14 protein-coding genes and 1 tRNA gene are annotated in these 15,870 nt (G+C 35.0%); all 15 read right to left on the bottom strand.

Annotation, left to right across the window (positions count from 1 at the left end; translation table 11 throughout):
* Window positions 1–3: 3 nt before the first annotated feature.
* Entirely contained in the window at window positions 4–1,329 is a 1,326-nt protein-coding gene (locus MK119_RS11995; protein WP_290678919.1) for a cobyrinate a,c-diamide synthase, read from the bottom strand.
* 1 nt (window position 1,330) lies between these two features.
* Window positions 1,331–2,992 (bottom strand): VWA domain-containing protein, encoded by a 1,662-nt coding sequence (locus MK119_RS11990; protein ID WP_290678916.1) that lies wholly within the window; start codon window positions 2,990–2,992, stop codon window positions 1,331–1,333.
* Between the two features lie 10 nt (window positions 2,993–3,002).
* Window positions 3,003–3,707, bottom strand: coding sequence for a cytochrome c biogenesis protein CcdA (locus MK119_RS11985; protein ID WP_290678913.1), 705 nt, complete (start codon window positions 3,705–3,707; stop codon window positions 3,003–3,005).
* Between the two features lie 5 nt (window positions 3,708–3,712).
* Window positions 3,713–4,810, bottom strand: coding sequence for a cobalt-precorrin-5B (C(1))-methyltransferase (locus MK119_RS11980; protein WP_290678910.1), 1,098 nt, complete (start codon window positions 4,808–4,810; stop codon window positions 3,713–3,715).
* A gap of 7 nt (window positions 4,811–4,817) precedes the next feature.
* Entirely contained in the window at window positions 4,818–5,546 is a 729-nt protein-coding gene (locus MK119_RS11975; protein WP_290678907.1) for a precorrin-6A/cobalt-precorrin-6A reductase, read from the bottom strand.
* A gap of 387 nt (window positions 5,547–5,933) precedes the next feature.
* On the bottom strand, window positions 5,934–7,787 hold the full coding sequence (gene cobM / locus MK119_RS11970) for a precorrin-4 C(11)-methyltransferase (RefSeq protein ID WP_290678904.1): 1,854 nt from the start codon (window positions 7,785–7,787) through the stop codon (window positions 5,934–5,936).
* Between the two features lie 4 nt (window positions 7,788–7,791).
* The gene (cbiE, locus tag MK119_RS11965; protein ID WP_290678901.1) at window positions 7,792–8,973 is read right to left on the bottom strand and encodes a precorrin-6y C5,15-methyltransferase (decarboxylating) subunit CbiE; all 1,182 of its coding nucleotides are present in this window, start codon (window positions 8,971–8,973) and stop codon (window positions 7,792–7,794) included.
* Between the two features lie 85 nt (window positions 8,974–9,058).
* Window positions 9,059–10,426: a precorrin-3B C(17)-methyltransferase gene (cobJ, locus tag MK119_RS11960; RefSeq protein WP_290678898.1), complete on the bottom strand. Its 1,368-nt coding sequence runs from the start codon at window positions 10,424–10,426 to the stop codon at window positions 9,059–9,061.
* A complete protein-coding gene (gene cobI / locus MK119_RS11955; protein ID WP_290678895.1) occupies window positions 10,419–11,126 on the bottom strand; it encodes a precorrin-2 C(20)-methyltransferase in 708 nt (235 codons plus the stop codon). Before cobI ends, cobJ begins: the two co-directional genes overlap by 8 nt.
* A gap of 5 nt (window positions 11,127–11,131) precedes the next feature.
* A complete protein-coding gene (locus tag MK119_RS11950) occupies window positions 11,132–11,716 on the bottom strand; it encodes a cob(I)yrinic acid a,c-diamide adenosyltransferase (RefSeq protein ID WP_290678892.1) in 585 nt (194 codons plus the stop codon).
* 4 nt (window positions 11,717–11,720) lie between these two features.
* Window positions 11,721–12,833, bottom strand: coding sequence for a cobalamin biosynthesis protein CobW (gene cobW, locus MK119_RS11945; RefSeq protein ID WP_290678889.1), 1,113 nt, complete (start codon window positions 12,831–12,833; stop codon window positions 11,721–11,723).
* A gap of 589 nt (window positions 12,834–13,422) precedes the next feature.
* Window positions 13,423–13,498, bottom strand: a tRNA-His gene (locus MK119_RS11940).
* 358 nt (window positions 13,499–13,856) lie between these two features.
* Entirely contained in the window at window positions 13,857–14,039 is a 183-nt protein-coding gene (locus MK119_RS11935; RefSeq protein ID WP_290678886.1) for a hypothetical protein, read from the bottom strand.
* Window positions 14,040–14,124: 85 nt separating this feature from the next.
* Window positions 14,125–14,841: a bacillithiol biosynthesis deacetylase BshB1 gene (bshB1, locus tag MK119_RS11930; RefSeq protein WP_290678883.1), complete on the bottom strand. Its 717-nt coding sequence runs from the start codon at window positions 14,839–14,841 to the stop codon at window positions 14,125–14,127.
* Between the two features lie 96 nt (window positions 14,842–14,937).
* Window positions 14,938–15,870 carry a tetratricopeptide repeat protein gene (locus MK119_RS11925; RefSeq protein ID WP_290678880.1) on the bottom strand — a complete coding sequence of 311 codons (933 nt, stop codon included), beginning with the start codon at window positions 15,868–15,870 and terminating at the stop codon, window positions 14,938–14,940.

Here is a 15,870-nt window from a genome sequence, read left to right as displayed (position 1 = left end):
GTTTTATTGTTTTTTCAGCCGTGTTATTTCAGTATTCAACCACGAAAAATTTCCTCCGCCCCAATAGAGATGAATATAACTTGCCAGTACATTTTTATATTGGTATAATTTTGTGTCTATTTCTTTAGCTCGCGCCGTATATACGTTGGCGACAGAACTATAGTGCTCATCATTTTTGATGTTGGAATAATGAAATTCGTGACCCCAGATTTCTTCATTTTCAAAAACTACTTTTCTGTAACCTAAGTGTAGCTTTTTTTGTTCCATACTCGTGCTGAAATCAAAGATACCAACCATTGGAAATGATTTTCCAGCTTCGTTGATGATTTCTTTTCCCAAATACATCATGCCTCCACATTCTGCTAAGAGTTGCACTCCATTTTCTACAGCAAGTTGTATGGCTTTTTTCATTTTTTCATTTTGACTTAACTGTTCTAAATACAGCTCAGGATATCCGCCTGCTAAGTAGATGAAATCTGCTTCAGGCACTACGGAATCATGCATAGGACTAAAGAAAGTTACTGTTCCTAACTGACGCAAATAGTTTAGATTTTCTACATACGTAAATGTGAATGCTTCGTCTTTTGCTACTGCAATTTTTCTTTGAGAAGAGTGATTCTTTTTATTTGTTTCACTCTGAGGGACAATCGCTTTTGTAGCTGTTTTTTCTAATGCATACATCTTACGAATTCTTTCGGCAACTTCAGAAACATGAATGGCAGCTTTTTCAATAATTGTTTCAAACGATTCATCAATGTGTAAACCCAAATGTCTGGATGGAATTGCAATGTCTTCATTTGGCGAAATGTATCCTAAACTTTGCAATCCGACAGTTTCACAGGCTTCTTTTAGAAATGCATAATGTGATTCCGTTCGTACAAAATTGAAGAGTACACCTGCGATTTGAACATTTTCATCAAATTCTTTTAGTCCTTTTAGAATCGGAGCAATCGTAAATGCCATTGCTTTTGCGTTGACAACCAAAATAACTGGAATATTGAGTTTTTTGGCAATTTCAGCAGAACTTCCTGTGTCTTTTACAGCACCATCAAACAATCCCATGACACCTTCTACAATACTAATATCTACTTTGGATGCATGTTTTTCAAATACTTCTTCCAAATGTGTATCTGACATCATGATAGAGTCTAAATTTATACTTGGAATTCCAGCTGCTGTACTATGATGAATGGTATCAATATAATCAGGGCCACATTTAAACGGTTGTACTTTGTATCCTTGATTCTTAAAGTAACGCACCAATCCTAAAGTAATGGTTGTTTTACCTGAATTACTCCAAGGAGCCGCTATTAAGAAGGCTTTTGACATATTATAGAGCGTTTAATGGAAGGTAATTTACACGCAAACGATCTGCTAATAGTTTGGCTCTTTCTAATTTCACAAACCCATTTTCAGTGTCTACTATCGTGGTGTTGGAAAGTTTAGATAGATACGTTTTATAACTGTTGATGGCGAATTCGAATGGATTTTCATGTCCAGCATTAACTTTTCCATCTGTAAGTACAAATAATTGTACGGTTTTTTTATTGATCGATTTTAATAATTCAAACACTTTAAAAAAGGCACTTCCTAAGTTTGTTTTTCCACCAGCTTTTAACTGATGATTGATTTCATACAGCTTTTCATTATCCGTTGTGAACTGTTGTATGATTCTTGCGGAAGCATTTTCCAAAGCAACAATCGCATAGGCTACTTTTTTCGACGGATAGGACGTAATGGTTTTTTGTACAATTCCCTTTACATATCCTAGCTGTTTGTCAATCGCCATGGAAGCACTTGTATCGAGTAGAAATACAATTTTTGCCGTTGTTTTTTTGGTAACTTGCTTGTAGATTGCTGTAAATTTTTCAGTAGCTACATAGTTTTTGACTGTTTTCACCAAAGCAATTGAAGATTGTGGCGTAGCTATGTAAGGCGTATTTTTATATTCATTAAGTGTTTGAAGCGCTATTTCTTTTTTTTTAGAAGCTTGATGTACAGAAAATTTCAAACCATTCTTTACATTTTCTGGTAATTGAAAAGATGTATTTCCTTGTGTAGTTTCTTGTGATTCAGCAGCTTTATTGTCTTCATTCGATGATCCGCTATCATCTTCACTTTTTGGTTCTGGAGATTGAAAATCATTACTTCTGTGTGTCAATACAAATGGCGCAATTTTGTGAAGCATTTCAATAGTTACTTCTGTTTCGTTTTGCAAAGCAGCGTACGCACGTACTGTTTTTAATAGTAAAATATCTGCTCGTAACCCTTCAACTTTATTTTCAATAGTCAGCTGTGCGGCTGCATCTTTTACCGTTTCAGGAATAGTAACAGTTCCTACTTTTTGTTTTGCTGTTGTTACTTGAGATTTTAGTGTAGTTTCCGCAGTCGCAGCTTGCTCACAAAAAAAGGCTGCATTAGTATCAAAATCCAAACGTTTCGAAGCAATTTCTTTACGAATATCCATAGCTGTAGGCGTAGTAATATGTACACTCAAGCCAAAACGATCTTTTAGTTGTGGACGCAAATCACCTTCCTCTGGATTCATCGTTCCGACAAGACAAAAACGACTTTCCAGCCATTGCGAAATGCCTTCTCGTTCTAAATGGTATCCACCAGAGGCAGAAGCATCTAGCAAAACATCCATCAAATAATCATTCAATAAATTTACCTCATCAATATATAGAAAACCATGATTGGCTTTGGCTAACAATCCTTTGTCAACAATCGTCTTTTTTTGATTAATTAAGGCTTCAAGATTGACACTTCCCAACAATCTGTCTTCTGTAGCACCAATGGGTAAGTTTACAAAAGGAAAATCATTTCCCATCAACTGACTCAACGCTCTTACAGTAGTTGTTTTTCCAGTTCCTTTATCTCCTGTAGCTAAAACACCACCAATCGTAGGATCAATTAGATTTAAGAGTAAACAAAGTTTAAAATCATCTTGAGCGATGATACTTGTAAACGGAAAGCAGTAGTGAACGTTCATATCATATATTTTATTCAAAAGCGACTCCATAAATCATCCATATTCCAACTAAGATCGAAATGACACCAACAACGCCATTCATCCATTTAAAGATAGACATATTTCGTTCAATGAAACGACTCATAGCGTAAATTAATACGTAACTATAAACTGCCATCGATAGTATAACTCCTATCGATTCTATGATTAAGATTAGAATGGCTTCTGACATAGTTGTAGCACTAATAATTAAGGCAGACGTGAGCGCGCCTCCTGTTCCTGCCAACCCATGTAACATTCCAATCCAAAAGGATTTATTGATCGGATTCATTGCTATTTCTTCTCCCATTTTTCCATGCAGATGAATAGGGTTACTCGCTTCATGTTCGTGCGCTTCAATCTTTTTGTGATCTGCCATCATTTCATTGATCTTATGATTTCTTCTGATCGCAACAATCCCCAACCAAATCATGATGGGTCCAATACTTAATTCTGCCCAGTATGAAATGTCATTGACAAATGTTGACAAAGCAGACTTAAAGATAAGCGCAATTCCACCAAATAAAAGCAAGGTTACAGAATGTCCTAAAGCCCATTGTGAAGCTGTGAAAACTGTTTTGAAGGTTACCTTTTTCTTATTGATTGCATTTTCAGCAGCCAATACAGACACAGCAGAAATATGATCAGCTTCAAACGAGTGTAATATACCAGCAATCAACGGTCTGGTGAGATTCATAAAATTCATTTGATATATTTTATGTATGTGCCATCATTATTTATGAGGTACAAATTAAGTTGTACTTCCGAAGCAATTTGATGACAATGTTTATAGCAATATTTTAGTAAAATTTGATAAAATTTTTCTTGTGGTGCAAAAATAAAGATTTCACGCAAACGTCCTGCCATATTTAGCGATAAAATCATGTTTGCAATTTCTTTGTCATATCCAGCTTCAAGTGCAATTTGCGCTATGAACTTTTTATCCCAAGTTGTTTTCCCACTATGTGTATTCAAGTTTCCTGCAGCAAGTTTGGCAGCTTTTCCCAACATAATCCCCATATTGACTGTTTTGATTTGTGGGCTTTCTGCTATTTTTTCAAACGTTTCTCGAATCCAATTTCCATAATGAATACAGGCAGTTTCTGGAACTTTTGGGAAGATTTCGCGCAACATTTTCTCGCTTCTTGCTCCCGAATTTATCAATAATTCGGATGCATTATTTGCCATAGCAACATCTATACCTTGGCGAATACTGGCAATGTAAGAAGCTGCTGAAAATGGTGTGACAATTCCAGAAGTTCCTAGTATTGAGATTCCATATAAAATTCCCAAGCGGCTGTTTAGCGTTCGTTTGGCAAGTTTTTCTCCGTCTTTTACCGAAATTGTAATCGTAACACCAAAGTTTTCTAAGTTGTAATTCGAAAGTATTTTATTGCATACAATACGCATCATTTTTCGTGGAACTGGATTGATAGCGACTTCTCCTACTGCAATTTCTAATCCTGGTAACGTAACCAATCCGACACCTTCACCTCTTTGAAAGATGATTTCTTTGTGATTGTTGAGTTCAACTTCGGCTGAAATTTCAGCTAAATGTGTCACATCAGGATCGTCTCCTGCATCTTTGATGGTACTACAAAAGCTTTTCGTTTCAGTAATTACATGATTTTGTAAATAAAACGTAGCATCTTCTCCAATGGGAAGTGTGATCGTTACGTTTTCCTGTATTTTTTTTGTGAGCAGACCTATTAAAGCACCTTTGACACAGGCTGTAGCACAGGCTCCTGTAGTGTAGCCTTTACGTAAAGGTTTGTCAGGTATTTTTTGTAGTTCGCTCAATATAGGTTTAAAAAAAAGTGGTCAATTCCTGAATCGAATTCATACAAAGATACCTATTTGCGACTAAAGGTTTGGTCAAAATGATGATGGGCGTATTTGTGGCAATGGCAGCCGCTATTTTTTGCTCTAGTTTTCCGTGGATGCCACTTTCTTTGGTGAAAATTACTGCTGGATGTAGTTGGCTATATATTTCAATTTCTTCTGCTTTGTTTTGCGGATAGCCATATAGTAATTGTTCGCTGGGAAAGTTTGCTTTTTTTGCAATTTCTCTGGAACTATCGCGATCTAAGATGCGGAACCACGTTGTATGTTGTTTCCAATAGGAAGTTAACTTCTCAATAGTTTGCACACCTGATAACGCTAACAATGATTTGTAATCATTTTTTTCAAATTCTTGCAAAGCTGTTTTAAAAGAGTCTACATATGTGACTAATGCATGTGAGCTACGTTCTGTGAATTCGCGTTCAAAACGAATTATTGGAATTTCTAAAGCTATACTTGCAATAGTATCATGCAGTAGTGTAGCAAATGGATGCGAAGCATTTATAATACATTGAATTGATTTTTCTTTACAGAATATTTCTAGTTGCTCTTTTGTTAAAGCACCATGAATTGCAATTCCGCTTCCTGAGAATGGCACGTTTGTTTTGTTAGAATAGTAATACGGAGTTTGTAGCGCATCTAAGATTGCAGCTACTTGTTTTCCTTCTGTTGTTCCACCAAAAACTAATATCATAGTTTGATTATTGAAAGATTTAAAAATTTGTTGTTAAACGTGTTTGGTTTTAAATAGTATTTTACGCATTGTTTAAGCAAATTACTTTATCATGCTTCCTACTGTTGATATGTTTTGTAAGCATTTGATTTTTATGGTTTTAAATTTTTCTATCACATTTATGATTCGTCATTACGAGTTGAGCGCGGTAATCTATTTATTTCATACTAAAATTGTACTTTGATAGAAGCAGATTGCCACAATTTCTTTGAAATTTTCGCAATGACGTATCCAAATATTCCACCATATAATCTGTCATTTCAAACACTTGTTAAAATTTTAATCTGCGGTCTCATAATGACGATTCATATATTTTTTATTCAAATGCTAAAATTTTGAATGCATATACTATTTAATTGTCACTTTCCCTTTTTTTCGAAAGATATGATGCCATTTATCATCGTACAACCATGAACGATTTTTACGTGCTCCAATAGCTTCTCCAACTACGATTAAGACCGTTCGAGTGAGTTTGTTTTCTTTGATGATTTGTGCAAGTTCCGTTAGTTTTCCTGTCCATACTTGTTCGTCTTTCCAACTAACACGGTATAATACTGCCAATGGTGTATCTTCTGGATAGTGTTCTAACAGTTCGCCTTGTACTTTTTTGGCAATTCCAGCACTTAAAAAGATACACATCGTAGCACGTAGTTTTGCCATATCTGCAATTTTTTCATGCTCAGGAGTTGGCGTGTTTCCTTCGCCTCTTGTTAAAATAATGGTCTGCGCTACTTCTGGAATGGTAAATTCTGACTTTAAATAAGCAGCGGCTGCTTGAAACGAAGAGATTCCTGGGACAATGTGATAGTCGTATCCTTTGGCATCAAAAATGGTCATTTGCTCTTGTACAGCTCCATAAATAGATGGATCGCCCGAATGCAAACGCACAATTTTTTTCCCTTGTTTGTAATAATTATCTATGATTCCTATTTGCTCTTCTAAGGTCATAGAAGCAGAATTACGTACCAAAGCACCTTGTTTTGCCATGTGCGTTAATTCTTCTGGCACTAAACTTCCTGCATACAATATACAGTCAGCTTCTTCTAGTAGTATTTGTCCTTTTAATGTTAGTAAGTCTGGATCTCCAGAACCTGCACCAACAATCGCAATGCTAGGTTTACGTTCAAAATCCGCAACTAGCGCCAGTGCATAGGTAAACTTTTTTCCCGATTGCGTGATGATTTTCGTTTTTTCAACCAACCAATCTTTGGTAGCTGCAATGAGTGCCGAAGCAGCTTCTGACACACCAAAAACACCTACTTTTTCTTTTACGACTTCCGACGGATTTGCCACATCAATCGTATTCAATTCTTCTCCCGAATAGGTAACAAAAGGAATATCAAATTTTTCTGCAAAGTCCAAATAGGCTTGTTCTCCCGCTTTGATATCCGCAGAACCTAATGCGCAGATACTTTCCATAGCAATTTGCTGCTTTTCGAGTTCTTCTAGCAATCCCATTTCAAATAATGGTGATTCGATATCTTTTGCACAACCACTTCCAATAGCAATACATTTTGGATAGAATGCTAGTGAAGTAATTTTTGTGTGTAGCGTTTCATATCCAACATATAGCAACAGTTCATACTTTGCAGTGTTTACATCTTCAATATTATAGTATATGTTTACAAAATCAGGGCAGGTTTTTTCTAAATGTGCTGTTCCTTGATCTTTTACTTTGAGCACTAAAGCAGTTGGCTTTTTGTTGACAAATAATGAGATGATTTTGTTTAGTTCCGTTGTATGTACAGCTTTCCATGAGAATTTTTCTGCGAGCAAATCCAAACTCCATAAATTTTGCAAATCACTGGATGTCGAAATTACAGGAGTTGCTTGTAGTATTCGGCTAATTTGTGTTGTCAGTTCATTGGCTTTTCCCACATGACCACTCAACACCGATTGCGCATAGGTTCCTTGTTCATCCACATTGATGACGGCAGGATCTGTTTTTTTGTCTTCAATATATGCAGCAATACTTCGCACACAAATACCTAATGCACCAACAAAAATCCAAGCCTCATATTTTTGAAATGATGTTTCCATAAGTTCAGAAACTGAGGTAATTTGCTTTATATCTTTGCTTTCTTCACCATCTCTCGTGGTAAAAACTTTACTTCGATAAAATTCATTTTGCAAGGTTTTTGCAATTTTTAATCCGTTATCGGTAAAACTAAGTATTGCTACTTTTAAAACTTTTTCTGCCATTTTTTTATTGTTTGATTGCTTTTAGTAAGCATATCGGATTATGCAAATTTAGGGTTAAATTCATTTCTTCTACGATTTCCCAACCTAAGTTTTTGCAGCCTTGTTTGAAAGCATTACCACTGGTTTCCTTGACCGCATTGATCACAATTTGTGCTTTCGATTGTATGATTGTATCTAGCTTTGCTAATAATTCAGATAATTTTCCACCATGACCGCCAATAAAAATACTATCAGGTGTTGCGTACAAATTCAAATCTTGTTCAAAAAAATCGCCCATAACAGCTGTAATTCCAGGCGCTCCAAATCGTTTTTGGTTTTCGTGTAAAATCGCTTCACATTCAGGACGCTTCTCAAAAGCAATTACGTCCAATTTCGGATTTTTGAGTATTGCTTCTATCGAAATAGCTCCTGTACAAAATCCAATATCCCACAAAACAGAAGCATTCAACACTTCTAACAAATGTAAACTTGCAAGTCGAATGGGCATTTTGGTGATCATATTAGGTCTGCCTTCTAAACCTTTAAATGCGGTGTCTGGTATTCCGAAATATTGTTTTCTTTCTTCCTTTTTGTGTACTAAAACACAGTTGAGTTTTTGGTAGTTTTTTTGTGTTGCTTCTACAAGATTGATTGTTTGTACTTTTTCATATTCTCCTTCCAAATCTTCACCAATACTCATTTCATAATTGTTGAAACCATATGCAAGCATGCGTTGGGCAATTGCAGCTGGATTTTTCTGTTGATCCGTTAACACACCAATCAACGGAAGTTGTTGTATTAAGGCTTCGTCTAAGGCTTTCCAACTTCTCCCATGGACACTTACTGTAGTAAGTTCATTACTATTGGTATTGGTTCTATTCGTCAACAATTGAATCGAACTGAAATAAGGTTCTGTATATATAGTTGCTTTAGGATATTTATTTTGAAGCGTATTTGAAAAGCCATAAAAAAGTGGATTTCCTGAAGCAAAAACGACAATCATAGCGTTTGCTTTTTCATAATTTTCAAATAGCTCATCCATTGGACTTTTGATATAAATCCACTGATGATTTTCAGGTAAGAACGCTTTCACCAGCTCATAATGACGTTTTCCTCCACTAAAAATCGTTGCATTTTTAATGAGCATTTGTTGTTCTTTTGAAAAGAACGGAATGGTATTTCCGATGCCTATTACGTGAAACGTCATGTTTGTTTTTCTTGGATTACTATTTCATCTTGCGATTTTACAATTTTCTATTGTTGTAAAAACCGTCACATTGTTTCCTGCATGCTTATATCATCTCTAACTTTGATGCTTCTTCCAAAGTAAATGCAGCATTCACAATGGCTGCCGCAAAGTTGCTTCCACCTCTACGTTCCGTGATAAGTGCGTATGGTGTATGTTGCAACATTTTTAAACGCTCTTTGGATTCTATAACATTAATAAAACCTACTGGCGCACCAATAACGCCTGTTGGACTGATAGCTCCTGCATGAATTTGATCTACAATTTCGATTAATGCTGTTGGCGCATTCCCAATCACAAATAACGCATCTGGATAGTGCGCTGCAGCACGTTTTATCCCTGCTTGCGAACGTGTTAATCCTTCTGCTGCTGCTAATTGAAGCGTTTCTTCTTCATTCAATAAGCAAACTATTTGGTTGTTATATTTTTTTGTAAATGCTTTGGTTATTCCTGCTTGTACCATCGTGACATCTGTAACAATAGTCCCACCATTTTTCAGGTAGACATTCCATGTTTCAATGGCATTTTTGGAAGTTTCTAAATACTTAATGTATTCAAAATCGCCTGAGGTATGTATGCAACGAATGGCTGCCCATAAGTGATCTTTATCAAAATGAGTTGCAGGTAAATTCGTTATGATTTCTTTAAAACTTGCTTCTTGAATTTCCGAACCTGTTTCTGGTTTTCTGTTTAAATATCCGCGTGGCGTAATCAGATGATCTTTATATCTAAATGTCTGACTGTTTCCGATTAATACCACACTAAACATGTCTACATCTTCAACATTTAATTCACCTAAAGTTGTGAGTATAATATTTTCTTCTGTTCGTCCTAATTGTTTGCAAATGGCTACAGGCGTAGACGCTTCACGGTATTTTAGATAGATATTTTTTAATGCTTGTAATTGCCAATAGCGTTTTTTGCTTTTCGGATTGTACAATCCTGTAACAAAATCGCCTTGTGCCGCAGCAGTAATTCTTTTTTCAATAGTAGTCCACGGCGTCATTAAATCTGATAGAGAGATACAACAAAAATCATGTCCTAATATTGCACCGAGTTTGCTACCTGCAGTAATGAATGCTGAGATTCCAGGTACTGTTTCTACTTCAAGATTGAGTTTTTGTACCGCAATTTTTTGGTATACAATAGATGCCATCGCATAGATACTTGCGTCTCCCGAACCTATGACTACTACATTTTCTCCTTTTTGCGCATGTTCGATGGCAATTTCGGCTCTTCTTTCTTCTTGACTCAGTTCTTTTCCGATACAGACTGTATTTGGATCGATAAGATGCTGAATGAATTGAAAATAATAATGATATCCAATTATAACAGTTGCTTGTGAAACTGCTTCTGTTGCCATGGGAATCATGTATTGTGCATGCCCTGGACCAAGTCCGACTACTTTAATCATGTGTATGATTCTTTTTTATAATGAGCAAAGAGAAATACGGAATCGTTCTCTCTGAAATTTCTTTTAAATTAGTACTAATAAATTCTTCTGCCGTACCCAATCGTTCACAATAGTAAAAATTCCATTTTTTTTCTTCCAAAAGTTGCCGAATAGCTTCCCAATTAGAACGAATTTTCATGAGTACTAACGTGTCAAAGTTTTGAAAATAGGTTGCCATTTTCTCCATATCGCTTTCACGAGGAATAATTGCTACTTTGTCATTGAGTAAACATATAGGAATTTGATGCTTAGCTGCTCCTAAAGAGAACGCATTGATTCCTGGAATTAAAGATACAGGCAGTTTTTGTGTTTGCAATCGTTGAAGAATATATGAAAAAGAAGCATATAAACTTAAATCGCCTTCACAAACAATGGCTACTTTTTTACCTTCTTTGTGCGCAGACTCAATTTTAACTACCGTTTCGTCATAAGTTTTTTCTGCTGAGATTCTGTCTAAGGTCATCTCTAAAAAGAACCCTTCAAGTTGTTTTGTGGTGAGTCCATGATGTTCTAAAATTGGATAGACAAAACTTTTCTGTTTTCCTTTAAAGGATGAGCCTGGATAAAATATGACATCCGCTTCTTTTAGAATACGCAACGCCTTTAGCGTAACTAATTCTGGATCACCAGGACCTAAAGCTACTCCGTAAATAGTATGCAAAATTTTTAGCTTTTTTTCTTTTTGCGTTTGTATAGAAATAGTTGCCATTTTTCTTCTGCAACCCCTTTTTTGTCCATTTCGGCTCTGGACATTGTAAAAAATAAATCTGATAATCTGTTGATATAGGCTACCACATATTCTTCCACACTTTCAGGATCTTCTAACATTAACGTTACCAACGTACGTTCTCCTCTTCGTGCTTGAGTTCTACACACATGGCAAAGCGCTGAGATTTCATTTCCTCCTGGAAGAATAAAATAATCGGAAGGTGAGCTGATATTTGCTTCTAATTCATCCAACCAATTTTCACAAAATTCTGCACCATCAATAGGTTTTGGATTCGGATTGGTTTTTTTAGAATCTGAAGGTCTCGCTAAATGCGACATCATGTCCATCATATCTTTTTGAATACGATGTAAGTTGGTTTGCCAATCGTGATCTTCTCCAAGCTTTGCTCTGAGTAAACCTATCGTAGAATTTACCTCATCCAACGTTCCTATGCATTCAATTCTTGCGGAGTTTTTATAGGTTCTTTTTCCGCCGAAAACACCCGTTTTTCCAGCATCACCTTTTCGTGTGTATATTTTCATGAGCTTATACTGTTACCGTTAATTTATTTTCAATGGCATTCATCAATGTAGTTTCTTCTAGTTTTTCACCGATGATCACTAAGCGTGTTGCTTTCAATTCTCCTTCTTTCCATTTTCTGTCAAAATAGTTTTCAAATCTGTTGGCTACGCCTTGTACAATCATACGCATTGGTTTGTTGGGAACGTGTATGATTCCTTTGATACGATAAATTTCAAATTCAGCTACCAATTCCCCAAGTGCTTTTACGAGTTGTTTCGGTGTATGTGGTGCTTTTATTTCTAGTACTAATGAATTGATGGTTTCGTCATGATCATGTTCATGATGATGGTGATGGTGATGGTCATGATCGTGATCGTGATGGTGATGATGTGCTTCGTGATGTGAATGTTTTTCTTCAATGAAGTCTTCCGATTTCATATTTAACCCTAACAATACATCTACAGGAATATCACCTTTTACACCTGAAATAATTTTTATGTTATCGTCTACTTTCTTTTGAATAATAGTACGTACTTCATTGAACTGAGTTTCTTCTATTAAATCTGATTTTGTCATGATTATCAAATCGGCACATGATAATTGATCTTCAAATAATTCTTCTATTGAAGATTCATGATCTAAGCTATCATCCGCTAAACGTTGTTCTTGCACTTTCGCTCTATCACAGATTTCACCTGTAGCTTGTCCTACACTGTCTACTACAGTTACTACAGCATCTACTGTTATTTGTGGCTTCAAATCTGGCCAATTAAATGCTCTTACTAAAGGTTTTGGTAATGCCAATCCAGAAGTTTCAATGATGATATGATCTATTTGATCTTTACGTTCCATGAGTTGTAACATAGTTGGCAGAAACTCTTCTTGCACTGTACAACAGAGGCATCCGTTACTCAGTTCTAATATATTTTCTTCTTCACAACCACAGTCATTCCCTTTGAGTATTTCTCCATCCATTCCTAACTCGCCAAACTCATTGACAATGATAGCTAAACGTCGTCCATCGGCGTTCCTTGCTATTTGATGAATAAGTGTTGTTTTTCCTGAACCTAGGAAACCTGTAATGATTGTTACAGGTATTTTTTTAAAAGTGCTGGTTGTCATAGTATCTTTTTTCACAAAGGTATTAAAATTGTTTGTAAAAATCTTTCCTTTTCGCTAGTGAAAAGATATATACTGTAGGTTAGTATATATGATTTTATTATGTTGAATTTACACTAGAATTACAGATAATTCTTTTTACGAATTCATATGTAGACTTAAGGTTATGATTTTTAGAGTTTGTTAATATCATTTTTGTTCAGATTTCGCACAAATTGAAAACAAAAAAGGCTTACGATTTCTGGAAAGTCTTGTTATGCTTGTGACCACGGCAGAATTACTCTGTGATCCTTTGCAACTCACTGCTGCAAATAAGAAGCCACGAGCTGTCGCTCTCGTTCTTTGTTTTCCTCCCAAATCTCAAACGATGTTTGGATTTGTTCAAAAAACAAAGAACCATGTCAGATTGACGTGGTTTTTTGCTTGGTGTGATCGTGACAGGATTCGAACCTGTGACTGTCTGCTTAGAAGATAGATGACTATATATTTTTCAGTAAATTAAATAGAAAAAGATAAGTTGTCTACTTAGCATGTAAATGTTGCAAATATGTTGTACAGAAACAAAAAAAGCCAAGTCATACAACTTGGCTTTTCTAGTGTTTATAAAGGGTGAAAGACCGGGTTCGAACCGGCGACCTCTGGAACCACAATCCAGCGCTCTAACCAGCTGAGCTACAATCACCATTTGTTTTGCGGATGCAAATATAAGCTATTTAAATCCCTATACAAAGTATTTTTTCAAATTATTTAAATTCCTTTTTTATGTATGTGATTTTGAAAAGATTAGAGGTATTAAAAATTTCAAAATAATAAGTAAAGGCATTTATCCAAAGCAACCACATGACATAAAAGGCGAACATGGTACCCACTCGAATATAGTATTTAATTTAAAAGTTTCTGGACTTATCTGAAATAAAGGAATTGAAACAAAAATCAAAACTAATAATACAGCTATTAATTTTGTTCGTAATGAAAATTTTCGCGAATTAGATTCATATTGAAATCGTAACGGATCATGTAAGTGTTCTTGTTCCATAAACTTTATTTTTTAAATTCTATTTTCCCTTGTCTAAATTCGGTTGGTTTGTAAGGATGCATCTCTAAATAAGAGAGTACACACATATAACTAGGCTCAGGTTTATATACATAATTTGCTTTAAAAGCATCTGAACTTATAGTATACAAAGGAATCATCATAAAAATAATGACCAATATGATTGTCATTACTTTTTATTGTAATGAAAATTTCTGCTTTGTTGGTGCGTTTTGTAATTGAAATGGATCGTATGTGTAGCCTTGTTCTTCCATGTTATATTAAATTATCTAAAGAATCTACCGCCACAAAACGTTCAACCGTAAATCCTTCTGCATGGTCTACGCCTATTAAACGTCCTAAATCTCTAGCTCTGTAATGTATGCTATCAATAAAGTTTTTACTTGTGATAGGCGTTTCTGCTTCATTACTATTTGGATCATAAAATTGTGAACTGTATGCCATAACAGCATCGTGTTTTTTATCAATAAACCCAGATACATCAACTACAAAATCTGGTTCTATATTTTTCCATTGAATGTAATGATACACTTGTTTTGGTCGCCATTTTTCTTGATTCTTTCCATCCAACTGTGTTTCAATCTTCAATAAACCACTCAAAAAACAAGCATCGCTTACAAGTTGACTTCCTTTTCCGTGATCAATATGACGGTCATCTACAGCATTACACAGCACAATATCAGGTTGATATTTACGGAGTATTTTTATGATTTCTAATTGATGTTCATTGTCATTTTTAAAAAATCCATCTGCAAAAGCTAAGTTTTCACGAACTGAAACTCCTAGTATTTTTGCAGCACTGGCAGCTTCTATATCTCGTAAATCTGCTGAGCCACGTGTTCCCAATTCTCCTCTTGTTAAATCGAGAATGCCAACCGTTTTTCCTTTGGAAATTTCTTTAGCGATGGTAGCTCCACAACCCAATTCTACATCGTCAGGATGCGCACCAATAGCTAATATGTCTAATTTCATATATTGTTTTTATTTTCTTTTACTAAAGTTACGTTGTTTTTTTATCAATTCTTGTATGCATTAAAAACATGTCTCTTCAAAAGAATTTGATAGTTTTTATTTATTACAGTGCTTTAGAATTAATTTCACAGGATCTTCAATATTGTATTCTTCTTTCCATTCAGATTTATATACATATCCATTATCAATAGCTTCATTCCAATAAAAACACGCATGATCCAATTTTCCATGCCCAAAGTATGAGTTTGCCATGTTATTATAAGCATAAGCATCTGTATCATAGTTTTCATTAAAGGAATCACCTAAATCGATACGTAAAGTTTTTTTAAAGTCAACAATAGCTTCCTCATAACGTTTTAAGTAAAATAATGCTAATCCTCTATTATTCAAAGAAACCTTATCTTTTGGAGCTAAACTAATAGCCTTATTAAAATCCATTAAAGCTTCTTCGTATTTTTTTAAACTTAACTTTACCTTACCTCTGTTTAGGTAAGCACTCTTATAATTTGGTAAAGAAACAAGTACTTTGGTATACTGTTCTATAGATCTATCATGCTTTCCCCACTTTCCATATAATAATCCAAGATTGAAATTAACCGATACAGCTAATTCTTTGTCTTCTAACGCTTTAAAATAATTTTCTTCTGCTAATTTGAATTTCCCTGTATTTTCATAAGCTATCCCTTTTCCCATGTGCGCTAGTGAATTTTCAGGATTTAATTGCAATGCTTTTTTAAAATTAACTAATGCTTTTTTATATTCTCTTCGATGTGAATAAATACTTCCTCTTACTCTGTGATATTTTGATTGTGTATCATCAATAGAAATAGCTTTATCGATATCGTCCAATGCCTGTGTAGTCAATGCGTTTGAAAGTGCATTATTTGTTGTACTTTTTAACACCGCGTATGCTTTAAAATAATGATATTCAGCTTGTTCTAAATCTGCTTTTGTTTTATTCTTTTTAGAAATAGCACATCCTATTAGTAAGAAAGAAATGAAGAATGTAATTAAAAACTGGTTTTTCAT

This window comes from Kordia sp. (assembly GCF_022447245.1).
Taxonomy (GTDB): Bacteria; Bacteroidota; Bacteroidia; order Flavobacteriales; family Flavobacteriaceae; genus Kordia.
This window is presented reverse-complemented; position numbering and strand designations above follow the sequence as displayed.

What these genes read in the sequence shown, in the direction of transcription:
- MK119_RS11995 (WP_290678919.1), bottom strand. Translation starts at nt 1,329, where the DNA reads ATGTCAAAAGCCTTCTTAATAGCGGCTCCTTGGAGTAATTCAGGTAAA.
- MK119_RS11990 (WP_290678916.1), bottom strand. Translation starts at nt 2,992, where the DNA reads ATGAACGTTCACTACTGCTTTCCGTTTACAAGTATCATCGCTCAAGAT.
- MK119_RS11985 (WP_290678913.1), bottom strand. Translation starts at nt 3,707, where the DNA reads ATGAATCTCACCAGACCGTTGATTGCTGGTATATTACACTCGTTTGAA.
- MK119_RS11975 (WP_290678907.1), bottom strand. Translation starts at nt 5,546, where the DNA reads ATGATATTAGTTTTTGGTGGAACAACAGAAGGAAAACAAGTAGCTGCA.
- cobM (WP_290678904.1), bottom strand. Translation starts at nt 7,787, where the DNA reads ATGGCAGAAAAAGTTTTAAAAGTAGCAATACTTAGTTTTACCGATAAC.
- cbiE (WP_290678901.1), bottom strand. Translation starts at nt 8,973, where the DNA reads ATGACGTTTCACGTAATAGGCATCGGAAATACCATTCCGTTCTTTTCA.
- cobJ (WP_290678898.1), bottom strand. Translation starts at nt 10,426, where the DNA reads ATGATTAAAGTAGTCGGACTTGGTCCAGGGCATGCACAATACATGATT.
- MK119_RS11950 (WP_290678892.1), bottom strand. Translation starts at nt 11,716, where the DNA reads ATGAAAATATACACACGAAAAGGTGATGCTGGAAAAACGGGTGTTTTC.
- MK119_RS11935 (WP_290678886.1), bottom strand. Translation starts at nt 14,039, where the DNA reads ATGACAATCATATTGGTCATTATTTTTATGATGATTCCTTTGTATACT.
- bshB1 (WP_290678883.1), bottom strand. Translation starts at nt 14,841, where the DNA reads ATGAAATTAGACATATTAGCTATTGGTGCGCATCCTGACGATGTAGAA.
- MK119_RS11925 (WP_290678880.1), bottom strand. Translation starts at nt 15,870, where the DNA reads ATGAAAAACCAGTTTTTAATTACATTCTTCATTTCTTTCTTACTAATA.